We start from the raw sequence: 24,146 nt of genomic DNA, 5'->3' as shown, positions 1-24,146 counted from the left end.
ATGACCAAATAGCTGAAATGCTTAAAATGTTTTCATCGAAAAGGCTGTTTATTAGTTTCAAAAGGGTTAGAATTTAACTGACTCCACGCTAATAAATGGCTGTACAAATACTCTGCTAAACTAGCAGTGATAGATTAAGGAACATACAATGACACGAAATGAAGGCCAAGCCTCGGTTATCCTAGATAATGTCTGTAAGCTTATCCAGAAAAAAGTTCGCGCTGAAAATGTGTTACTCGTTGAGAAATTCGCCAAAGCCTTGTACAGCAATATGTCTAAAGAGGATTTGGCAAATCGCAACGACAGTGACTTATATGGTGCTGCACTTAGCCTTTGGAATTCGCTAGAAAAAAATACATCAGATGACGCAGTTATTCGCGTTTTCAACCCTGAAGTGGCAAAAGATGGCTGGCAGTCATCGCATACCATTGTAGAGATCATTGCTAAAGATATGCCATTTTTAGTTGACTCTGTGCGTATGGCCATGACACGAGAAAACATTGCCTCTCACTTACTTCTACATAGCCCACTGAAAATTCAGCGTGATAAAAACGATAAAATATCAGGGTTATCAAGCTTAAAAGCAGAGCAAGAATCAACATCAACAAAAACAGTATTCTTCATAGAAATTGACCGTCAAACAGATGCTACTGTTATTGAGTCTTTCAAAAAAGAACTTGAATCTGTATTAGTTGATGTATCGGTTGCAGTTGAAGATTGGCAGCCTATTCGCGAAAAACTAATCGCAGTTAGCAAAAGCTTGCCTAAAAGCCACAAAGATAAAAATGATAACGAAATAAATGAAACCGTTGAGTTTTTAGATTGGCTAGTAAAAGACAACTTTACATTAATGGGTTACCGCCAATATGAGCTGTCGCCAGTTCAAGGTGATTATCAGTTAAAAGGTAAAATGGATACCAGCTTAGGGTTAATGAAAAACTCGGATGCTGAGCATACACGTTTGCTTTCTGAGTTACCTGAAGTGGCTCGTCAAGAAGCACGTAGTAGCAACTTATTAATATTAACGAAAACCAATTCATTATCTCGAGTTCATCGCCCAGCCTATATTGATTATGTGGGTGTTAAGCGTTTTGATGACAAAGGTAATGTGATTGGTGAAGACCGTTTTATAGGTTTATTCTCATCTAACTTTTATAACAACAGCGCTGCTGATGTCCCAGTTCTTAAAAGCAAGATTAATCGCATTATGGATATGTGTGATTTTGCTAAGGGTACACATGCATACAAAGCGGTATTAAATATCTTAGAAACCTATCCACGTGACGAATTAGTGCAAGCTCGCGAACATGAACTACTTGAAGTTGCTATGGGCGTGTTACAAATTCAAGAACGCGATATGTGTCGTTTATTTGTTCGCAAAGATGCATACGGTCGCTTCCTATCTTGTATGGTGTATGTACCACGTGAACGTTATAACACGGCGCTGCGCCGCGAAACGCAGGCTATTTTAGCGAATGCATTTAATTCTGACGTTAAAGTCGAATTTACTACCTATTTCTCAGAGTCAACACTGGCGCGTACTCATTACACCGTTCGTGTGACCGATAACAATATTGAATATAACGTGAAAGACATAGAAAATAATCTAATAGAAGCCGCTCGTACCTGGGAAGATAAACTCCAATCAGCCTTGCTGGAATCTGCTGGTGAAGCACGTGGTAACGAATTAAACCGTAAATACTGCAACGCTTTTGCACGTTCATACAAAGAAGAAGTACTTCCAAGTGCCGCTGTTGTTGATATTGAAAAGCTAGAAATGCTAAACGATGACAACAAACTTGAGATGTTGTTTTATCGTCCACAAGAAGAGGCGAGCAGCAATATTGTTCGTTTAAGCTTATTCCACAAAGATGAGCCAATTCACTTATCAGATGTGATGCCAATGCTGGAAAACTTTGGTTTACGTGTTGTAGGTGAAACACCTTACTCAGTTAAAACCAGTGATGGTGGCATTAATTGGATCATGGACTTCTCAATGCTGATTGATAGCAAAGGGATGGCCGATTTTGATAAAATTTCCGCACGTTTTCGTGCCGCACTAACCAGTGTGTGGGCAAATCGTTTAGAAAACGATGGTTTTAACCGTTTAGTGTTAATGGGTGGGTTAACCGGTCGCGAAGCATCAATTTTACGTGCGTACGCTAAATACATGCGCCAAATTGGGGTAACTTTCTCGCAAACGTACATCGAAAGTACCTTTGCTAATTACCCACACATCGCGGCTAAAATCGTTAATTTATTTGCTAAAAAATTCTCAGTTAAAAGTCCTGCAAGTGCTAAAACACTTGAAAAACTAGGCTTAGAAATTTATGCAGAGTTAGAAAACGTAGCGAATCTTGATGATGACCGTATTATCCGTTTATACGTTGATATGATTGTTGCAACGCTGCGTACAAACTACTTCCAAAAAGATGGTGAAGGTAAGTTTAAGTCTTACATCTCACTTAAAATTCAACCAAGTTTAATTCCAGAAGTACCACTGCCTGTTCCTGCGTTTGAGATTTTCGTTTACTCGCCGCGTGTTGAAGGTGTGCATTTACGCTTTGGTAAAGTTGCGCGTGGTGGCCTACGTTGGTCAGACCGTCGTGAAGACTTCCGTACTGAAGTTTTGGGCTTGGTAAAAGCGCAGCAGGTTAAAAACACCGTAATTGTACCGGTTGGTTCAAAAGGTGGCTTTGTATGTAAACAACTGCCTAGTGAGCGCGAAGCGTTTATCAAAGAAGGCCAAGAATGTTATAAAATCTTCATTCGTGGCTTATTAGATATCACAGATAATATTGAGCGCGGCGAAGTTGTACCTGCTGTTGATGTTACTCGTCATGATGAAGATGATGCATACCTAGTGGTTGCAGCGGACAAAGGAACTGCGACTTTCTCTGATATTGCGAACGGTATCGCAACCGAATATAACTTCTGGCTAGGTGATGCGTTTGCATCAGGTGGTTCAGTAGGTTACGACCATAAGAAAATGGGTATTACTGCGCGTGGTGCATGGGAGTCTGTTAAGCGTCATTTCCGTGAAATGGATATTAACTGTCAAACCACAGACTTTACTGCCGTTGCCATTGGTGACATGGCCGGTGATGTATTTGGTAATGGTATGTTGTTATCAAAGCACATTCGTTTGCAAGTGGCGTTTAACCACTTACATATTTTTGTGGATCCAAACCCCGATGCAGCTGCTTCTTACCCAGAGCGCGAGCGTTTATTTAATTTGCCACGTTCATCATGGGAAGATTACAACAAAGAGTTAATTTCAAGCGGCGGTGGTGTGTTCTCTCGTGCAGCCAAGTCGATTACGCTAAGCCCAGAAATGAAAAAAATGTTGGGCACTAAAAAAGCCAGCATGACGCCTAATGAATTGATCAAAGCCTCACTTATGATGGAGTTTGATTTATTGTGGAATGGCGGTATTGGTACATACATTAAGCACTCTAAAGAAACAGATGCGGATGTAGGGGACCGTGCAAACGATGCACTGCGCATTAATGGTAAAGACCTTGGCGCTAAAGTCTTTGGCGAAGGCGGTAACTTAGGGGCAACCCAGTTAGGTCGTATTGAATTTGCAGCTAAAGGTGGCCGTGTTAATACTGACTTTATCGATAACGTAGGCGGTGTTGCGTGTTCAGATAACGAAGTAAACATTAAAATCTTACTTAATGGTTTAGTTGCCGAAGGTGATTTAACACGTAAGCAACGTGATGAGTTACTTTACTCAATGACCGACGAAGTATCTGAATTAGTGCTTAAAGACTGTTATCGTCAAACACACACTTTATCGATTACCCAATCAAAAGGGACTTCAACGCTTAAAGAAAAAATTCGTTTTATTCATGCGCTTGAAAAAGAGGGCAAGTTAGACCGTACGATTGAGTTTATTCCGACGGATGAGGAGTTAGCAGAGCGTGCTGCCGCAGGCAGAGATTTAACACGTCCTGAGCTTTCAGTGTTGGTCTCTTATGCGAAAATGGTTCTTAAAGAGTCATTAGTAACCGACGAAATTACCGAAAACCCTTACTATCGTCAGTTATTGGTTAAATCATTCCCACGCCCATTACGTGAGAAGTTTAACGATGCTATGAATAATCACCCACTACGCAAAGAGATCATTGCCACTAAGTTAGCAAATAATATTGTTAACGATATGGGCTTAAACTTTATGGTGCGTATGAATGAAGAAACAGGTGCAAACGAAGCTGAGATTGCATTATGTTATTCAATCGCAAGTGAAATATTCCAAATGCGTGAAACTTGGTTATCGATTAGTGATTTAGATAACAAGATACCGTCTAGCGTACAAACAGAAATGTTGTACCAGTTACGTCGTACTGTTCGTCGTGCAACTCGTTGGTTCTTACGTCACCGTACGAAAGCACAAACAATTGAGCAATCAATTGAAGCATTTGCACCTACGTTTGCCGATTTAAGTGAAAACTTAACTAAATACATTGTTAAAGCAGAAAGCGATCGTATAGAAAGTGCACGTGAAGAGCTAACGCAAAACGGTGTTCCGGTTGAGATTGCTCAGCGTATTGTATCGTTATCAAGCTTGTTCTCTGTAATGGACTTGACACAAATTGCGCAAAACTCTAACCGTAAAATCGATATGGTATCGCACACTTACTTCAAACTTGGTGCTCAAATGGGGCTACATTGGTTCTTAGACCAAATTACTAATCAACCTGTTTCAAACCATTGGCAAGCACTTGCGCGTGCTTCATATCGTGAAGAGTTAGATTGGCAACAACGTACATTATCTGAAGTAGTGTTAAACAGCTTTGAAGGTGATAGTAGTGATGTTGATGGTCAAATTGAACAGTGGATGGATAGCCAAGATCTGTTGTTACAGCGCTGGAAACAAATGCTAACTGAATTTAAAACATCGCAAAGTCATGACTTTGCAAAATTCTCAGTTGCACTTAGAGAGCTTATGTTACTAAGCCACAATTGTGATACCTCTGCAAAGTAATAAACTGCAACTGATTAAAATTAATCGTTAAACAGTTTTTTGTTATATAATACCTCAGCCTTGTCTGAGGTATTTTTTTGTCTACAACTTTAAGAGGATTATATTCATGTTTTACGATTTAGCTCGCCGTTTTATGTTTACCCGTGATGCGGAGTGGGCCCATGATTTTGCTCTTAATAACTTACGTCGCTTTGCTAATACACCGTTAAGTGCCGCGTGGTCACAAAGCGTGGCAAATAAGCCTGTGAACTTTTTAGGCCTCGAATTTAAAAATCCCGTAGGGCTTGCCGCTGGTCTTGATAAAAATGCCGAGTGTATTGATGCATTCGCCCAAATGGGGTTTGGTTTTGTCGAAGTAGGCACAGTAACACCGCGTCCACAAGCAGGTAACGATAAGCCTCGTATGTTTAGATTGCCACAGTCGAATGCAATTATTAATCGCATGGGCTTTAATAATAAAGGCGTTGATAATCTAGTAAATAACGTAAAAGCAGCAAAGTATGATGGCATTTTAGGTATTAATATTGGTAAAAATAAAGATACGCCGAATGAACAAGGCAAAGATGATTACATTCACTGTATGCGAAAAGTGTTTGAGTATGCATCTTACATAACCGTCAATATTTCATCACCTAACACACCAGGATTGCGTGACTTACAATATGGCGCAGCATTAGATGACCTATTGCAAAGTTTAAAAAATGAACAGTTAGATTTAATTGCCAAGCATAATAAAAATGTACCTATGCTGGTTAAAATTGCGCCAGACTTAGATCCTATTCAAATTGAACAAGTGAGCGAATCACTATTAACGAATAAAATTGATGGTGTGATTGCCACAAATACCACCCTTGAGCGTAGCCTAGTGCAAGGTCAGCAGTATGCTGATGAAGCAGGGGGGTTATCGGGTGCTCCTGTTAGAGAGCGTTCAACTCATATTGTTTCTGAACTAAAACGTTTAACTAATAATCAATTACCTATCATTGGTGTAGGCGGTATTGATGACGTTCAATCGGCTAAAGAGAAGATGAACGCAGGGGCTGATTTGATTCAAGTTTACACTGGATTTATTTATAAAGGACCACAATTGGTCAAGTCGATCATCAACGGCTTATAAGGATCTTTTATCTAAGTTTTTGATCGTTCGATAAATGTTCTAAAAAGACATTTTAAAAATGGTCAAAATCAGCTATACTCTAAGCTTATTGTCTTATTTACATATTAAGTACTAGGAAGGGAGGAGCATATGTTACAAGCGTCAAAGCAATGGCAGTGGATAGTGTGCGCTAAAAAAAACCGCTTATTGCTAGATTTAAATGACGATATGCAACTATGCACCCCTTATAAACTAAGGCAATTAACGGATTGCACCTTTAAAAACCCTTACTTTAGTTTAGAAGATGCCGCTTTTTATGAGCAGGTATATTATTACCTCGAGCAGTTTAACTTGTGGAACCCTGCGCAATTATGTCAAATAGCGCTTAATGCCACCGCGGTTAAGTTTCAATTAAAGCCCGTTTTAGCTAAGAGTTGGTTTTTTAAACTTTACACGGGTACAACACCTAGTACTGAAGCTGTTATCAACTTGAGCTCTGAATCTCAAACTGGCGAGTTTTTAATTGTGGAGCATTGCCCTGATGCTTCTGTGTGTATTAATTTAAGCAAAACCTTTGCGCTTGACGATAATTTATCACTCTCACAGTTTGAAGTGATCCGCGTATTAAACAACCGTGTTCACCCGCTTATTATCTCACAGTACGATAGTCAAACCGCTTAATCTAATTTAGTTTTCCCACCGTGTTTATGGCGTATTTGTACGCAAACCTATGTTATAATCCCGTGCAATTAGCTATTAAGGGTTTTTACTTTGCAATTTATCGCACTTACTTCTATCGGAATCGAAAATTTATTGGTTGATGAACTTACAGAGCTTGGCGCTACGGTGTCAAAACAAACTGTGGGTTCTGTTCGCTTTGAGGCTGACTCATTGCTAGCGCAAAAGGTGTGTTTATCAACACGCTTTGCTACGCGTGTACTTATGCTTATTGAAGAAAAAGAAGGCGTAAATGACAAAGACAGCTTGTATAAATTTGCACGCTTACAACCTTGGCAAGAGTGGTTTGGGCCTACGCAAACCTTTGCAGTTGACTTTAATGGCACAAACGACTCGCTTAAAAATACCCAGTTTTCAGGCTTAGTGATTAAAGATGCGATTGTTGATTATTTTAATGAACTGTATGAACAGCGCCCAAATGTTGATAAGCAAGATGCGAATGTACGAGTGGTTGCACGTTTAAATCGCCATGGTGTTTCACTTTATATTGATTACTCTGGCCCGCGTTTATCAGAGCGTGGTTACCGTCAAGGTCAAGGTAAAGCACCAATTAAAGAACATTTAGCTGCAGCAATTATTAAGCGCAGTGGCTGGCTTGAAAATGTTAATCAGCCTTTATTTGATCCCTGTTGTGGTGCGGGTACTATTTTAATTGAAGCCGCTGGAATGGCGCGTAATGAAGCGCCAGGTCTATTTCGTGAAGGATTTGCGTTTGAGCGTTTACCTAGCTTTAGAGTGGCAAAATTCAAAGAACTTAAAGAGCAGCTTTTAGCAAATATTACCGACCCTAAATTGTGGTTGATTGGCCATGATTACGATGCAAATGTCCTTGATAAAGCCATTGCAAATGCGCAGCGCGCAGGACTTGATACGGTAATTAAGTTTAAACAAAGCGATGCAACTAAATTGACTGCGGTTGCTAAATTGCCGGGTGTTGTTATTTCTAATTTACCTTACGGTGAGCGAATTGGCTCTATGGCTGAGCTGGTTAACTTACATCGCAGTTTAGGTGTTGGCTTTAAAAAACACTTCAACCACTGGAAACTAGCTTTATTAGGCATGGATGAAAGCTTGTTTAAACTGCTTAAATTGGTGAAGCAAAAACGTTATAAATTTAAAAATGGCCCACTTGATGTTGAATTAAACTTGTATCAACTTGATGACAAGCAAGTGAGTCTTACCACGGATGACAAACCGGCTTTAAACTTTGAAGGTTCAATGGCCTTTGCTAATCGCTTGAAAAAGAATAAGCAAGGCTTAAAAAATTGGCTTAAGCAAAATCAAGTACATGCCTATCGCGTGTATGATGCAGATATTCCTGAATATAACGTTGCGGTTGATATTTATGGAGATTCAGCGGTTATTTTTGAATACGCAGCACCAAAAGAAATTGATGAAAAGACCTCAGAGAAACGCTTGCAAGATGTTATTAGCTTAACAGCGCAACAATTGGATATTTCACCTGAAAACATTGCGGTAAAAGTACGTAAAAAGCAAAAAGGTGAAGAACAATATACCCCCATGGCTAAGCAAAACAGAACCATGGTGGTAGAGGAGTTTGGTGCTAAGTTTAAAGTTAACTTATTTGATTACTTAGACACCGGGCTATTTTTAGATCATCGCCTTGCACGTCGTTACATTCAAGAAAATGCAAAAGATAAGCGCTTTTTAAATCTGTTTGCCTACACGGGAACAGCGTCGGTTCATGCTGCATTAGGCGGTGCAAAAGCGATTACTACCGTTGATTTATCAAAAACCTACCTAAAATGGGGGCAAGATAACTTTGCACTTAACGATATTAGCAATACGCGTTATCGGTTTGAGCAAGCCGACTGTTTAAAATGGCTAGAGCATGCACAAGGCCAATACGACTTGATCTTTTTAGACCCTCCAACATTCTCTAACTCTAAGCGAATGAAAGATGCGTTTGATGTACAAAATGATCACATTAAGCTGTTAACTTGGGTTAAAAAAATATTGAGCCCATCGGGTACGCTTATATTTTCTAACAATAAACGCGGCTTTGTTATGGACGAAGTAGGGTTAATGGGCTTAGGCTTAAAAGCGGAAAATATTTCAGAAAAAACCTTATCTCCCGATTTTAAACGTAATAAAAAAATTCATAATAGCTGGTTAATTAAACATGGCTAAGTGGGTTTTATATCACACAGACGGTTGCCACTTGTGTGAGCAAGCAGAGCAACTGTTAAAACCGTTACTTTCATCAGCTGATGAATTACAACTTATTGATATTATGAGCGATGACTCCTTAATTTTAGAGTATCAAATCAGTATTCCGGTTTTAAAAAATCAACAAGGCCAGCAATTGTTTTGGCCGTTTACTGCACCTCAGGCGCAGCAGTTTTTAGCGCAAGCAGAATAAGAGTAAAGATTAATTATGGATTTAATTAGAATTTCAAAAGCACAATTAGCCTACGGTACGCACCCATTATTAGATAATGCCGATGCGGTTATAGAAAGCGGTGAACGTGTGTGTATTGTAGGGCGTAACGGTGCAGGAAAATCAACGCTTCTAAAAGTCTTAGATGGCCAAGTAATACTCGATGACGGCGAAATAAACCAAGTCGGTAGTTTAAAAATATCGCGTTTAGAACAAGATCCGCCTAAAGGCGCAAGCGGCACTGTATTTGATTATGTTGCCCAAGGTATGCCTGAAATTGCTAACTTACTGATTGATTTTCATCATGTAAGTACGCAATTGCAAACAGATTGTACTGATCAGTTACTCAACAAACTAGAGCGCTTATCAAATAAGTTAGAAGCAGCTGATGGCTGGCGTTTTGATAGTCGTATTCAATTGGTTTTAACCCAACTAGAATTAACCCCCGATGCAAAACTAGAATCACTTTCTGGTGGTTGGTTACGTAAAGTTGCACTTGCGCGTGCGCTAGTGAGCGAGCCTGATTTATTATTACTCGATGAGCCTACCAACCACTTAGATATGACAAGTGTAATGTGGTTAGAGCAATTTTTAAAAGAGTTTAAAGGTGGGATTGTATTTATATCGCATGACCGTGCTTTTATTCGCGCTGTTGCAACACGTATTTTAGATTTAGATCGCGGTAAACTAATTTCTTATCCAGGTGATTATGCCACTTACTTAGAACAAAAAGCGCATGATTTAAAAGTGGAAGAAACGCAAAATGCATTGTTCGATAAGCGTTTAGCAGAAGAAGAAGCGTGGATCCGCCAAGGTGTTAAAGCGCGTCGTACGCGTAACGAAGGGCGAGTTCGTGAGCTTAAACAATTACGTAATGAGCGTAAAAAACGCGTTGATCAAGTAGGCAAAACCGATTTCAATATTGAAACGGCTGATCGTTCAGGTAAATTAGTGTTTGAAGCAAAACACTTAAATCATGCATTTAAAGATAAAATCATTGCTGATGACTTCTCTACTTTGGTTATGCGTGGTGATCGTATTGGATTAGTAGGCCCTAACGGCATTGGTAAAACAACACTATTAAAATTATTATTTGGTGATTTAAAAGCAGACAGTGGCGAAATAAAGCAAGGTGTTAATTTAGAGTTTGCTTATTTTGATCAGTATCGTGAAAAGCTTGATGAAGAAGCGACCGTTCAGGACAACGTAGCTGAGGGTAAGCAAGAAGTGATGATGGGTGGACGTTCTCGTCATGTATTAGGTTATTTACAAGACTTTTTGTTTCCGCCAGCACGTGCTCGTACCCCCGTAAAAGCGCTCTCAGGTGGTGAAAAAAATAGATTACTTCTGGCTAAGTTATTCTTAAAGCCATCAAATATATTGGTTCTTGATGAGCCTACCAATGACTTAGATATAGAAACGTTAGAGTTACTAGAAGATATCATCAATCAATACCAAGGTACTGTGCTGATAGTTAGCCATGACCGTGAGTTTATTGATAATACTTGCTCAAGTGTATGGGCCTTTGAAGGTAATGGTAAGGTAACAGATATCGTTGGCGGTTACAGCGATTATGAAGCCTATACCAACTATTTAGCACAGCAGCAAAAGCAGCAACAGCAGCCAGTTAAAAAGGTTGAAAAACCAGAGCCTGCACCCGTTAAAAGTAATAACAAAGCAAATAAACTCTCTTACAAATTAAAACTTGAACTAGAGCAACTACCTAATAAAATGGAACAACTTGAAGCTGAGCTTGAAAAACAACAAGAACGAGTAAGTCACGAAGACTTTTTCAAGCAAGACAGTGATGTAACAGCTAAGGAATTGAACCATTTAGCCCAACTCGAGTCTGACCTTGAAGCCGCTTTTGAGCGTTGGGAAGAACTTGAAGAATTAAAGAATCAGTAGTAAGGAATAAAATGAAATATAAATTACTCGCGGCCAGTGTTTTAGCAACACTGAGTACATCGGCATTAAGTGCTACCTATGCGTTAACGGAGTTAGGTAACTTTGAAAACGCAAAACATACTTATGTTACCGATGTGAGTGAAAACGGACATGTCATTGGACTTGCTAATGGCTTATACAATATCCCAATTGATATTAGTTATATTGATTTTACCGATAGTTTAATTAAGAACGCTTATACTAATGAAGTAAATTCATTTGAACTAAGTGACAAAGAAATTACGTTTACACTTGATGACATTGAAAACAACGACGCTATTTATACCAATGCTGATGCGCATACTTTTATGGTTCGTTTTTTGTCAAACTTATCTGCTAACTTTGAATATCAAAAAATTAGCTCAATTGTTGCTACAAATTACAACAGTGGTGTAATTACAGAGCAATCTTTGTTTGATGTGGCTTCGGTTGATTATGATGGATTAACGCGCTCGACTAGCAACTTTTATAATGCTGTTGCACAGGACGGTACGACCGTAGGTTGGGGCAGTGCACCGTTTGATAAAATCACTTTTACACCAGATGGTGAAACTGAAGAAGAAACTTGGTTTACCCGAGAGTTTATAGAACGTGGTATTTTAATTTCTGAAGGCGGTGTAGAAGTGCCGCTTGTTCCAGAATTTACTGAACATGGTGGGACGAGTAAAGCGTCTGATATTGTTGCCACTGACACGGGTTACGTTGTTGTTGGTAATGTATCAGTGAGTATCCCTACAGAGAGACAAACCTTAATTGCTGATAATTGTGATGGTCTTGATGAACCTGTAATGACGTGTATTGAATCAATTAATAGTCGTAACACACGTGGTTTATTTAATAAAACAGCGGTTAAGTGGACATTAGATAGTGCCTATAATGTAACCTCAACAGAATTGTTAGGTTTAGCGCTGACACCAAAAGAAGATGAAGACAGTAACCCATTTATTAGTAATGCATTAGCGGTTAATAAAAATGGCGTTGCGGCCGGTTTTTCTAATACCCGTTACTTTGATAGAGATTCCACAATTTTAACGATGCCAGTTTACTTTAAAGATGGTGAAGTAGTTGATTTTATTGAACAAAGAGATGACTGGCAAAGTGGTAAAGCATTTGCTATCAACGATAACGATATTGTTGTAGGTTATGCGACCAAGCGAATAGAAGGCACGCTAAGAAACAAACTTTTTTACTATGATATAAATACAAACACGACCGTGTTTCCTGAAGGTTACTTTATAAGCTCAAGCTCATATGCAAATGACATTAATAATCAAGGTTACATTGTTGGTGAGGGAGAAATTGGCGAATCAGATAATTCACGTCGTTCAGAAGCCTTTATTTATAAAATTGGCGACGACAAGATCACTAATCTAAATAAGCTGCTGCCTTGTTATGACAGTGATGGTGAAACCAGTTTCAGCTATAAAATGGTAGAAGCTAAATCGATTAATGAAAACAACGAAGTATTTGGTGTTGCAACTAAAACAGTTGAAAAACGAAATTCATTGGGCGGAGTTGTTACCGATGTAAATGGTAATATTGAGTATGAAAGTGTAGCCGTTGCGGTAAAACTTTCGCCTATCCCTAATGGTGAAGTTGAGAATTGTAAAGCCCCAGATGCTGAATTTTACGAACGCAGTTCTGCGAGCTTTTCTTGGTTTGGTTTATTATTACTACCACTTGTTGGTTTAAGACGTGTATTTAGATTTTAAATGAGTTTAAATCGTTAAACAGAACGACTAAAAAACCCAACTTGTTAAGTTGGGTTTTTTTTGTCTATAGTAATGTAAGCATTTAAAGGAAGAGAGGCTAATTATTTCTCATTCCCCATGCCCGCCTTACAGAGCGGCGCCAAATTAGATCTATTCCAAAGTAGCCAATGACACTGGCGATAGAGGCGCATACCAAAGAACCGACTAAGAATGCAGGGCCAATTGTCGTTAAGCTTTCTATAAACCATGCCCAACTGGCTTCGAACGCAAAGTGTTGTTCTGGTTGATTAAGTACTAATGTACCAACAAGGTAGGAGCCGTAAAAAATTGGCGGCATAGTCAGTGGATTAGTGATCCATACTAGCGCAACAGAAATGGGTAAATTAACTCTCAAAATTATCGCTGCGGCAGCCGCGAGCACCATTTGAAAAGGAACAGGGATGAAAGCAAAAAAGAGCCCAACAGCAAAAGCACCTCGTGCCGAACGTCTATTTAAATGCCAAAGGTTAGCATCATGTAAAAGACGGCCAAATATTCTTAGCGATTTGTGATGTCTAATTTTATTTGGATCGGGTAAAAACCGTTGGATCGTTTTTTTAGCCATTTAAAGCAACCATTTACTTCTGTGTGGATGAGTCTTGGGTTTGTTATCGGAGTTGTTGTTACCGTATTTTATTACCAAACCCTTGAATTTACAGTTATCACAATTTCAATCCTCATTGTGAGCACGTATTTTAAGCCGTTTTTAACTGTATTGTTAGGCTTTATTTGCGGTATTTGCTGTGTAGCGGCACATTTTATCTTGTTTTATTCATTTGAATTACCTAATGAGCACGAAAAATATGCTTATTCAGTCAATGTTGTTGTCGAAGAGGTTATTTCTTCAACCCCTCCACAATACGTAAAAGTGAAAATAACCCGTTTGGAAGATAGCGAATATAGTCAGTTTAGAGCACCTAATGCCTTATTAAGTATTAATTCAACACAACCTATTCAGCCAGGGGATGCTTTTACTGCTCAAGTTAGATTAAAAAATTTTAGGGGGATTAAAAATTTTACTGTGTTCGACAGTCAACTCTATGCCTTTACACAAAAAATAGCGTTTAAAGGTACAGTATTAAATAAGCAGTTAGCGATTTACAACCGCCCACAAAATAATCATATCGCGGCTTATCGGACTTATGTCAAAAAGCTCGTAAGTAGTGCTGAACTTAATTGGCTATATTATGTGCTCTTAACCGGAGACAAGTCGTTAATGACCTTTGAGCATAAACAATTAATGCAAAGTCTTGGGTTAAGTCATTTACTAGCTATTTCTGGATTGCATATCTCTTTGGTTTTCGGCTTTTGTTATTTTTCAGTGCGCTGTTTTCTTAAGTTGATTAAGCCTGAACTAAATCAATCATTAAATATTGCTATTTTTTATAGCGCTGCTGGCTTTGTTGCTGCTTTTATTTATGTTTACTTGAGTGATTTTATTATTTCGGCAACCCGCGCCTTAATTATGTTGGGGTGTTATTTGTTGCTTTATTATTTAGCGAAGCAAGCGCTTAGATGGCGAAGTATTTTATATGCGTTGGTTATTATTCTAGCGGTTAATCCATTTAGTTTGCTTAATCCTGGCCTGTATTTTTCCTTTTTAGCGGTATGTATTATTTTTATGGTTTTAAAACAGTTTCCGCTGCGAGGTCATTCATTGTTAGCCAATATTCGCACTCTTTTTATTATTCAACTGGGATTATTTATTGGCTTATTACCGCTGTCATTATACTTTTTTAATGGCGTGAGTTTAGCAGGTTTAGTTTTAAATCTTGTCGCTATTCCCATTTTATCTTTTGTATTAATGCCTGCTTTATTTTTAAGTGTGTTGCTGGGGTTATTAACCGACTGGCATGCGTTTATTGTGTTGTATGATTTTCCACTGACCTATATTTATCAAATGTTGCTGGCAATACCGCAGCACATACGTTGGCTTAATGTTGGTCAGGTAAGTATAACCACTGTGGTGCTGCTTTATAGTGTGGTTCCTTTACTTTATTTTATTGAGCTTCGCGTACTGGCGTGTATTCCGCTTTTGACTTTACTGTCTAATTATTATTTTACGCAATCTAGTCTTTGGCAGTTGAACGTATTTGATGTAGGCCATGGCCTAATGGTGATGATAAAAAAAGATAAGCATGCGTTTATTTATGATTTTGGCCCGAGTTACTTTAATCGCTTTAGTCGTGTGCCTAGTGTATTACTACCCTATATTGACGCCCATAATCTAACGGTAAGTACCGCGATTGTCAGTCATCAAGATAACGATCATGCCGGAGGTGTTGCGCATTTTAAAGCAGCCGGTTATGCATGGAGTTTTGATTATTTTCATCCAAATGGTGTATATAACGACTGTATAGCAACAACACGCGATTTTAATGGATTGAGTATTCAAACTTTTGCTAAAGAGGAATTTAATAATAGTAATGATAATTCCTGTATCGTTAAAATCTCAGCTGCAAACTATAGTGTGCTACTTACCGGTGACATATCAAAAACGCGAGAGTCGCAATTAATTAAAAAGAAAGATGATTTACAAAGTACCGTTTTGATAAGCCCACACCACGGCAGTGACAGCTCCTCGAGTGACGAGTTTATTAAGGCAGTAAACCCATCGATTGTGATTCATTCAAGTGCCTATCAAGGTCAGTGGCAATTTCCAAGTAAAGCGGTAGTTGAGCGTTACAATAAAATAAACGCCAAACAATATAGCACCGGTGATGTAGGACAAGTTAGAGTTGATTTTTATGCTAAGCACCTTGAGCTTACTACAGCGAGGGCGCAGGAAAGTTATTGGTTTATCAAAGATTGACGTTTTGTTTTGCTGTTGCTAAGGATACAATAGAGGCTGTCAGTGGTTTTAGAGAGTGTTATGGATCAAAGTACTACACAAATTTATAAACGGCTTGTTTCTTACGTTGGTGCTTATAAGTCGGTTGCCATCGTCGCAATTATTGGAATGATAGGTTATTCAGGTATGGATGCATTATTCATCCAACTGATGAAGCCGTTTATCGATGAAGGTTTAAATGAGCGTAATAGTCAGGTACTTACTTATGCGCCATTTGTGGTTATTGCGTTGGTGATCGGGCGTGGCGTATTTAATTTTATGTCATCGTACTGTTTAAGCTATGTTGGTTCGCAGGTAGTGCGTGCGCTTCGCCAAGAACTATTTGAGCATATATTACATTTGCCAGTATCGTTTCATGATAAAAACTCGACTGGCGACCTTATTTCAAAAATTACCTTTGATACAGAGCAAGTACAGCAAGCGATTACCAAAGCATTGCTTATTGTAGTTCGTGAAGGCGCTTTTGTGGTGTTTTTACTTGCAGTTATGTTTTATACCAGCTGGCAATTATCGTTAATCTTTTTAGTTATTATTCCATTAGTGGCTATTATAGTGGCGGTGGTATCTAAACGTTTTCGTCATATATCTAAAAATATTCAGTCTGCGATGGGGCAAGTTACCCGCAGCTCAGAGCAAATGCTCAGTGGTCACAAAGTGATCCACGGCTTTGGTGGTCAAACTCAAGAAATCGATCAATTTTCTAAAATTAATAATCATAATCGCCAGCAACGTATCAAAATGGATGCGACTAAGGCGTTAAGTGTCTCTATCATTCAAATTTTAGCCGCCAGTGCAATGGCCGTTATTTTATGGGTGGTGTCTATGCCCTCAATGATAGACAGTATTAGCTCTGGGGATTTTGTAGTGCTCATTTCTTCGATGATGATGTTACTACGCCCGTTAAAACAGCTTGCCAATGTGAACAGCGATTTACAACGCGGTATTTCAGCTGCGCAGAGTGTATTTTTAGTGCTAGATGAAGAAATAGAAAAAGACACGGGCACCTTATCGGTTGACAAAGTTAAAGGTCATATTGAGGTAAAAAATGTCACCTTTAAATACCCAACCAAAGACGAGCCGGTATTAAATAATTTGTCTATGACTATTAAAGCGGGCGAGAGCATTGCGCTTGTTGGCCGCTCAGGCTCGGGTAAATCCACCATATCAAATTTATTACCTCGCTATTATGATTTAGAAGCGCCCAGTGAAATATTACTGGATGGTATTGCTTTAAATGAATATAAGCTCACCGATTTACGTCGTCAATTTGCTTTAGTATCGCAGCAAGTGGTGCTTTTTAATGACACGATTGCAAATAATATTTGTTATGGCCTCCAACGCGATGTATCGATGGAAGAGCTTCATGCTGTGGCTAAACAAGCTCATGTCTGGGAGTTTGTTGAAGATTTACCGGAGCAACTTAACACTATGGTTGGTGAGAATGGGGTGATGCTTTCAGGTGGTCAGCGTCAACGTATCGCGATTGCTCGCGCAATATTAAAAGATGCACCAATTTTAATTTTAGATGAAGCGACCTCAGCGCTGGATACTGAATCAGAAAAACTCATTCAACATGCCCTCGATACATTAATGAAAGACAAAACGTCTATTGTAATTGCGCATAGGTTATCGACTATTGAAAATAGTGACCGCATTTATGTAATAGACAGTGGTCAAGTTATTGAAAGTGGTACCCATACAGACTTACTTGCTAACGATGGCACTTATTCTGCGTTATGCAAAATGCAGTTTGGTGAGCAAGGGTGAGTAAAATAGAGCAAAGCTGGTATAAACCATTTAGCTTAATTACCTTATTGTTAATGCCGTTGTCAGCTGTTTTTGGCTGTATTTCTTTGCTACGTAGATATTGCTATAAGTTCGGCATTTTTAAATCGTTTATCAGCAAAACACCGGTTATTGTGGTTGGTAATATAAGCGTTGGCGGTAATGGTAAAACGCCGTTTGTATTGTGGCTTTATGATTATTTAACTGCTAAAGGCTTATCTGTTGGTTTAATTAGTCGAGGTTACGGCGGGCAAGCAACTCATTACCCGTTATTGGTTACTGCACAAACGACTACACGAGAGGCTGGTGATGAGCCGGTGCTTTTATTTAACCGTTTACAATGTCCGTTAGTTGTGGGGCCAAATAGACAGCACAATATAGAAAAGCTCAACGCAAACTTTAAGCTTGATGTGATCATTTCTGATGATGGCATGCAGCATTACAAAATGGCACGCAGCATAGAATGTTGTATTGTTGATAGCGAAAGAAAATTTGGTAATGGTTTGCTAATGCCCGCAGGGCCACTGCGCGAAACCGTCTCTCGATTAAAGAGCGTAGACCTAGTAATTGAAAATGGCTCTGAAGATGAGTTTAGTTATCGCTTGCAGCCATCGGTTATTAAACGCGTTGCCGATAACACGGATATAGCGACGCCTTTAAAGGCTGCGCATGCGGTGAGTGCTATTGGTAATCCAGGTCGTTTTGAGGCTTCACTGCAAGCACAAGGTATTAAATTACTGTCTACACATCATTTTCGCGATCATTATGCTTATAGCGCTGATGATTTCGCTCAATTTGGCGATGACTGTGTATTAATGACAGAAAAAGATGCGGTTAAATGCCGTGATTTTGCAAAGCCTAATTGGTATTACTTGCCTGTTGATGCTAAACCAACAGCGGCGGTAATAAACACATTAAATTTACTATTAAAAGAAAAAGGGATCCATCATGGCCTTTGATACGAAGTTACTCGAAATTATTGCTTGCCCCGTGTGTAAAGGTAAGTTGCGCTTTGATAAAGAAAACCAAGAGCTGATCAGTACAGCTGCAAAGCTTGCTTACCCGGTACGCGATGATATTCCGGTATTACTTGAAAATGAAGCCCGAGAATTGTCTCTTGAAGAGGTAGAAAAGTGGAATTCGTAGTTGTTATTCCTGCGCGTTACGCTTCTACTCGTTTGCCAGGTAAACCACTTGCTGATATTTGTGGCAAGCCAATGATCCAACATGTCTATGAAAAAGCGTGTTTGTCGGGAGCGAGTAAAGTGGTTATTGCCACCGATCATCAAAAAGTATTTGATGCGGCTAAACACTTTACCAATGATGTATTGATGACTCGAGAAGATCATCAATCAGGGACTGAACGGTTAGCAGAAGTCGTTGATTTACTAAATTTATCAGAAGATACTATCGTGGTTAATGTGCAGGGCGATGAACCATTATTATCCCCTGATAACGTGTCACAAGTGGCTACATTATTAGCGCAATCAACCGCGCCTATGGCAACCCTAAGTGTTGCCATTGAAGAGCGTGATGAGGTGTTTAACCCTAACGCGGTTAAAGTGGTCAGCGATATTAATAAAAATGCCTTATATTTTTCAAGAGCCAGCATTCCATTTGATAGAAGTGCCATGATGGCTGAGCAGCAACCACTTAATTTAGCGCCTTTTCAACGCCATGTGGGTATTTACGCGTATCGCGCAGGGTTTATAAAGCAATATATTCAATTATCGGTATCACCGTTAGAAGTTTTAGAATCACTAGAGCAGCTAAGGGTGCTTTACCATGGCTATACGATTAAAATAGAGCAAGCGGTGGTGACCCCTCATGCTGGGGTTGATACACCAGAGGATTTAGCTAAAGTCGTTGCGCATATTCAAAGTAAAGCGCGTGAATAAAGAAGATACGCCTGTGTTAAAGGTGCAATACACGCACGATGATTTTTATATTATAACTAAACCTGCAGGGCTTAATTTTCATTCAGAAGAAAGCCCTGGTTTTGTGGTTCTTGCTGAGCAACAACTAAACGAAAAATTGTTTGCGGTTCATCGTCTAGACAAAGTGACTTCAGGGCTGATCATATTAGCGCGGCATAAAGACGCTGCGGCAAAGTTTACCCAGATGTTTACTGAGCATACTATTAATAAATTTTATTTAGCTGTAAGTGATTCTAAGCCTAAAAAAAAGCAAGGTTGGGTTAAAGGAGACATGGCGAAGTCACGTCGGGGTACTTTTAAATTATTAAACTCGCAAATAAATCCCGCTATTACGCGGTTTTATTCATTTAGTTTTAAAAGTGGTTTTAGAGCTTACCTATTAAAACCCTATTCGGGTAAAACCCATCAGCTCAGAGTTGCTTTAAAGAGTTTGGGTGCCCCCATAATGGGTGATGCGAGTTATGCAGGCAGCCCTGCAGAGCGTACCTATTTACATGCATTTGCGCTGGATTTTTTATGGAAAGGGCAAAAAATACAACATACCCTGTTGCCAGAATCTGGTGAAGAGTATGCGCAATTGATAAAACATCAAGATTTTAATTCTTGGCAAACGCCGTGGAAACTGGATTGGTAAATGAGTGAACAAGTAACTGATATCCGCTTTGGTGGTATTAAACGACTGTATGGTCAACAGCAATTTGAGTGGTTACAGCAAGCACATTTTTGTGTTGTGGGTATTGGTGGTGTAGGCAGTTGGACTGCTGAAGCACTAGCGCGTACCGGCGTAGGTAAAATCACCTTAATTGATTTAGATGATATTTGTGCAACTAATGTAAATCGTCAAATTCATGCCTTAACAGGCACAATAGGGGAAGCTAAAGTTGAGGCGATGAAAACTCGCTGCAAGCTTATCAACCCTGAGTGTGTGGTGAATGTGATTGATGACTTTATTAGCCTTGATAATATTCAAGAGCATATTCAAGGTTTTGATTATGTAATAGATTGTATTGATGCGGTTAAAGAAAAAGCGGCGTTAATAGCTCACTGTAAACGTAATAAAATGCCTATAATTACAACTGGCGGTGCAGGTGGGCAAACCGATCCGAGTCAAATTACTTTTGGCGATGTGGCAAAAACCACTCAAGATCCATTACTTGCAAAAGTGCGTTACATTTTGCGTAAACAATATAATTTCAGTTCAAACCCAAAACGTAAATTTAATATTGACTGTGTATATTCCACTGAACAGCTTGTTTACCCAGGTAGTGACGGCAGTGTGTGTCATGCGAAGCAAAATGCTGATGGCAGTATGAACATGGATTGTAATAATGGCTTTGGCTCAGTGACGATGATCACCGGTAGTTTTGGTTTTTTTGTTGCCGCTAAAGCGGTTCGAAAATACTTAGACAAGCGTGCGCGTCTAAATACTTAAATAAAGTGTTTTGGTTTAATAGTATTTAAAAAGCGCTTAAAGCGCTTTTTGCTTGGCCATGGTTTGTATTGTTTCAACCATGGCTTTTACTCCATTGCCCCTTGACGCACTCAAATGACTGATTAAGCCAAGCTTTTCAAATTCATCATAAGCATTTACTGCTAACACTTCTTCGGGTGTTAAACCGTTATACAGGGCTAAAATTAACGCCAATAAGCCTTTTACTATGCGAGTATCAGAGTCTCCAATTACAACCAGTGCATTCTCGGTTAGGTCAAACTCAACAAACATCCATACTTTACTCTCACAGCCTGGCACTAACGCATCATCTGTTTTTAATATATCGGCTAAAGGTGGCAGCGTTTTACCGAGTAACATAATTTCACGGTACTTTTGTTGCCAGCTACTACTGCTTTGAATACTTTTAGTTACGAGTTGATATGTGTGTGTCATTATTTATCCAAATTAGTCTAATAAAGCAATGCATTCTTTGAGTGCGGCAATAAATTGGTCTACATCTTTAGTCGTATTATAAAAAGCAAAACTCGCTCTCAGTGAGCCATTTAGGTCTAAATGACTCATTAAAGGTTGGGTACAATGATGACCACTTCGTACAGCAACACCATAGCCGTCAAGTAAAGTTGACAGATCATAAGGATGTTCATTTTTATAATTAAAGCAAAGTGTGCCAATATTCGATTTGAGGTTGCTGTAGATAATAATACCGTCTATTTTGCTCAATGCGTTCGCTGCATAAATAAACAACTGCTGTTCATAGTGCTGTAATGTTTGCAGATCAAGCGCCATTAAATACTCAAGTGCAGCGCCAAAACCTAAAACGCCGGCTATATTTGGCGTTCCTGCTTCAAATTTAGCAGGAGCGTCACGATAAGTACTGTGCGTTAAGGTTACTTTCTCAATCATTTCACCGCCTGTTTGATAAGGCGATAGTGCATTTAGGGTTGTATAACGGCCATATAAACCGCCTAGCCCTGTTGGCCCCACCATTTTATGAGCAGAAAACACGTAAAAATCACAATCGAGCTTTTTTAAATCCGGTCTTAAATGCAGCGCCCCTTGTGCGCCATCCACTAAGGTTAGCGCACCTACCGCCTTCGCTGAGGCTATTAAGGGGGCTAAATCAGTAATATTGCCTAGTGCATTAGAGGCGTGAGTAATAGCCAGTAGTGCAGGGTTGGTGCGCTTAATCACTTCACAACACTGTGCTATATCAAATGTAGCATCTGCGTTAAGTGGTAAAGTTTTTAATGTTGCCCCGGTTTGCGCTGCCAGTTCTTGCCACGGCACGATATTAGCGTGGTGTTCGATTGGGCTAATTAAAATAGTGTCAGCAGCTGTTAATGTATTTCTTAAACCATGAGCAACTAAGTTAATCGCTTCAGTGGCGCCTTTGGTCCAGACAATTTCGCTACTGGTTACCTGAAAATAATCGGCAACGCGTTGACGTACTTGCTCATAAGCCGCTGTAGCTTGCTCACTCAGCGTATGACGTCCGCGATGAACATTTGCATTCTGTAAGGTGTAAAACTCTGTGGTAGCGTCAATCACGCATTGTGGTTTTTGTGTTGTTGCTGCTGAGTCTAAATAAACCAAAGGGTAGCCATTGATTGTCTGATTTAGAGTAGGAAAGTCATTACGGATTTTTTTAGGATCAAACGAGGACACAGACATAGGCTCATAAAGTTAATCAAGTGGGCAGGAATTGTAATCTGTTTAAGATAATTCTCAAGTAGCAGGTAATAAAAAAGGCCGCAGAGGCGGCCTTTTAAACTAACTTAATGCTTAGCGCTTGTCAGTTGCTTTATAATCACGGTGTGTTTCACCTGTGTAAAGCTGACGTGGACGGCTGATCTTGTGGCCAGGTTGAGAAAGCATCTCGTCCCAGTGTGAGATCCAACCTACAGTACGTGCCATTGCAAAGATTACAGTGAACATGCTGGTAGGGATGCCGATTGCTTTTAAGATAATACCTGAGTAGAAATCTACATTAGGGTAAAGTTTCTTCTCAACAAAGTACGGGTCTTCAAGTGCAATTTGCTCTAGTTTCATTGCGATATCAAGTAATGGATCTTGAATGTTTAGCTCTGCTAACACTTCATGACATGTTTGACGCATTACTGTTGCACGAGGATCGAAGTTTTTGTAAACACGGTGTCCAAAGCCCATAAGACGGAACGGGTCCGCTTTATCTTTAGCTTTTGCTACGTATTCGTCAATGCGATCAACTGAGCCAATTTCTTCTAACATGTTTAAACATGCTTCGTTAGCACCGCCGTGAGCAGGGCCCCAAAGTGATGCAATACCCGCAGCAATACATGCATAAGGGTTAGCACCAGAAGAACCTGCTAAACGTACTGTAGAGGTTGATGCGTTTTGCTCATGGTCAGCATGAAGCATGAAGATTTTATCCATTGCTTTAGCTGTGACAGGGTTTACTTTGTATTCTTCAGCAGGCACAGAGAACATCATGTGTAAGAAGTTTTCTGCATAGCTTAAGTCATTGCGTGGGTATACAAATGGTTGACCGATGTTTGTTTTGTACGCCATTGCTGCAATTGTTGGTAACTTAGCAACTAATTTAATAGCGCTTGTTTTACGTTGAACTGCGTCAGTGATATCCAGATCTTCATGGTAGAAAGAAGATAAAGCACCAACCACACCACATAACATCGCCATTGGGTGAGCGTCAAAACGAAAACCTTGGAAGAAGTTTGCGATTTTTTCATCTAGCATAGTGCTACGAGTGATTTTTGTAGCGAAATCATCGTATTGCTCTTTAGTTGGTAACTCACCATTTAATAGTAAGTAGCATAACTCAACGTAATTAGAGCTTTCTGCTAACTGTTCGATTGGGTAACCACGGTGTAATAAAACACCTTTGCCACCATCGATGTAAGTGATGGTAGATTCACAAGAACCAGTCGACATGAAACCTGGGTCATAAGTAAAGTGACCATGTGAGCCGAGTGTACGTACGTCAATTACATCTTGGCCAGCAGTACCTTGATAAATTGGAAGTTCGATTGGATCTAGCCCATCAATATGGACCGTGGCTTTCTTATCTGCCATCTATGTATCTCCTATTAAGATAACTATTCTGATTTTTATATTCTAAAATCTATTCTAAGCACATCTCTACATTTTAACGTGAAAGAGGGGTATAAAGTCAATTTTTATAAGTATTATGCACATATGTA

General features: G+C 39.4%; 18 protein-coding genes. 14 read left to right on the top strand and 4 right to left on the bottom strand.

Annotated elements, in window-relative coordinates; translation table 11 throughout:
* Positions 1 to 148 precede the first annotated feature (148 nt).
* The 7 genes from QMA00_RS12815 to QMA00_RS12785 all read left to right on the top strand — a co-directional run bounded on the left by QMA00_RS12815 (position 149) and on the right by QMA00_RS12785 (position 12,884).
* A complete protein-coding gene (locus QMA00_RS12815; RefSeq protein WP_290157537.1) occupies positions 149 to 4,990 on the top strand; it encodes an NAD-glutamate dehydrogenase in 4,842 nt (1,613 codons plus the stop codon).
* Between the two features lie 106 nt (positions 4,991 to 5,096).
* A complete protein-coding gene (gene pyrD / locus QMA00_RS12810; protein WP_033103389.1) occupies positions 5,097 to 6,107 on the top strand; it encodes a quinone-dependent dihydroorotate dehydrogenase in 1,011 nt (336 codons plus the stop codon).
* Positions 6,108 to 6,236: 129 nt separating this feature from the next.
* The gene (locus tag QMA00_RS12805) at positions 6,237 to 6,767 is read left to right on the top strand and encodes a cell division protein ZapC (protein WP_290157535.1); all 531 of its coding nucleotides are present in this window, start codon (positions 6,237 to 6,239) and stop codon (positions 6,765 to 6,767) included.
* Positions 6,768 to 6,857: 90 nt separating this feature from the next.
* Positions 6,858 to 8,975, top strand: coding sequence for a bifunctional 23S rRNA (guanine(2069)-N(7))-methyltransferase RlmK/23S rRNA (guanine(2445)-N(2))-methyltransferase RlmL (gene rlmKL / locus QMA00_RS12800; protein WP_076921385.1), 2,118 nt, complete (start codon positions 6,858 to 6,860; stop codon positions 8,973 to 8,975).
* Positions 8,968 to 9,207 carry a glutaredoxin family protein gene (locus tag QMA00_RS12795; RefSeq protein WP_016900376.1) on the top strand — a complete coding sequence of 80 codons (240 nt, stop codon included), beginning with the start codon at positions 8,968 to 8,970 and terminating at the stop codon, positions 9,205 to 9,207. Before rlmKL ends, QMA00_RS12795 begins: the two co-directional genes overlap by 8 nt.
* Positions 9,208 to 9,222: 15 nt before the next feature.
* Positions 9,223 to 11,133, top strand: a complete 1,911-nt coding sequence (locus QMA00_RS12790; protein WP_290157532.1) for an ABC transporter ATP-binding protein — start codon at positions 9,223 to 9,225, stop codon at positions 11,131 to 11,133.
* Between the two features lie 11 nt (positions 11,134 to 11,144).
* Entirely contained in the window at positions 11,145 to 12,884 is a 1,740-nt protein-coding gene (locus QMA00_RS12785) for a DUF3466 family protein (RefSeq protein WP_290157529.1), read from the top strand.
* Between the two features lie 97 nt (positions 12,885 to 12,981).
* Here the strand turns inward: QMA00_RS12785 and QMA00_RS12780 are convergent, their stop codons facing one another.
* Entirely contained in the window at positions 12,982 to 13,488 is a 507-nt protein-coding gene (locus tag QMA00_RS12780) for a DUF2062 domain-containing protein (RefSeq protein ID WP_013465022.1), read from the bottom strand.
* Between QMA00_RS12780 and QMA00_RS12775 the strand changes: the two genes are divergently transcribed.
* From QMA00_RS12775 to tcdA, 7 genes are read left to right on the top strand one after another with little or no spacing between them, the layout of a single operon-like run.
* Positions 13,468 to 15,735, top strand: a complete 2,268-nt coding sequence (locus QMA00_RS12775) for a DNA internalization-related competence protein ComEC/Rec2 (protein WP_290157527.1) — start codon at positions 13,468 to 13,470, stop codon at positions 15,733 to 15,735. The two genes, QMA00_RS12780 and QMA00_RS12775, sit on opposite strands and share 21 nt — an antisense overlap.
* Before the next feature lie 60 nt (positions 15,736 to 15,795).
* The gene (gene msbA, locus QMA00_RS12770; RefSeq protein WP_058154681.1) at positions 15,796 to 17,541 is read left to right on the top strand and encodes a lipid A export permease/ATP-binding protein MsbA; all 1,746 of its coding nucleotides are present in this window, start codon (positions 15,796 to 15,798) and stop codon (positions 17,539 to 17,541) included.
* The gene (lpxK, locus tag QMA00_RS12765; RefSeq protein WP_290157522.1) at positions 17,538 to 18,518 is read left to right on the top strand and encodes a tetraacyldisaccharide 4'-kinase; all 981 of its coding nucleotides are present in this window, start codon (positions 17,538 to 17,540) and stop codon (positions 18,516 to 18,518) included. The genes msbA and lpxK overlap by 4 nt, the downstream gene beginning before the upstream one ends.
* A complete protein-coding gene (locus tag QMA00_RS12760) occupies positions 18,508 to 18,705 on the top strand; it encodes a Trm112 family protein (protein WP_008112074.1) in 198 nt (65 codons plus the stop codon). The genes lpxK and QMA00_RS12760 overlap by 11 nt, the downstream gene beginning before the upstream one ends.
* Positions 18,693 to 19,457 carry a 3-deoxy-manno-octulosonate cytidylyltransferase gene (gene kdsB, locus QMA00_RS12755; RefSeq protein WP_290157520.1) on the top strand — a complete coding sequence of 255 codons (765 nt, stop codon included), beginning with the start codon at positions 18,693 to 18,695 and terminating at the stop codon, positions 19,455 to 19,457. Before QMA00_RS12760 ends, kdsB begins: the two co-directional genes overlap by 13 nt.
* Positions 19,450 to 20,130: a TIGR01621 family pseudouridine synthase gene (locus QMA00_RS12750; protein WP_076921370.1), complete on the top strand. Its 681-nt coding sequence runs from the start codon at positions 19,450 to 19,452 to the stop codon at positions 20,128 to 20,130. The genes kdsB and QMA00_RS12750 overlap by 8 nt, the downstream gene beginning before the upstream one ends.
* On the top strand, positions 20,131 to 20,928 hold the full coding sequence (gene tcdA / locus QMA00_RS12745; protein WP_024603041.1) for a tRNA cyclic N6-threonylcarbamoyladenosine(37) synthase TcdA: 798 nt from the start codon (positions 20,131 to 20,133) through the stop codon (positions 20,926 to 20,928).
* 36 nt (positions 20,929 to 20,964) lie between these two features.
* On the opposite strand, the gene QMA00_RS12740 is transcribed toward tcdA, so the two are convergent.
* From QMA00_RS12740 to QMA00_RS12730, 3 genes are all read right to left on the bottom strand, one after another.
* Complete coding sequence (locus QMA00_RS12740) at positions 20,965 to 21,381, bottom strand: SufE family protein (protein ID WP_024603040.1); 417 nt, start codon at positions 21,379 to 21,381, stop codon at positions 20,965 to 20,967.
* A gap of 12 nt (positions 21,382 to 21,393) precedes the next feature.
* Entirely contained in the window at positions 21,394 to 22,620 is a 1,227-nt protein-coding gene (locus QMA00_RS12735) for a SufS family cysteine desulfurase (protein WP_013465015.1), read from the bottom strand.
* Between the two features lie 111 nt (positions 22,621 to 22,731).
* Positions 22,732 to 24,018, bottom strand: a complete 1,287-nt coding sequence (locus tag QMA00_RS12730) for a citrate synthase (protein WP_013465014.1) — start codon at positions 24,016 to 24,018, stop codon at positions 22,732 to 22,734.
* Positions 24,019 to 24,146 lie beyond the last annotated feature (128 nt).

The organism is Pseudoalteromonas sp. APC 3694 (assembly GCF_030407565.1).
Taxonomy (GTDB): domain Bacteria; phylum Pseudomonadota; class Gammaproteobacteria; order Enterobacterales; family Alteromonadaceae; genus Pseudoalteromonas; species Pseudoalteromonas tetraodonis.
Note: the sequence above shows the minus strand (reverse complement) of the source record. Positions and strands in the feature narration are given on the sequence as shown.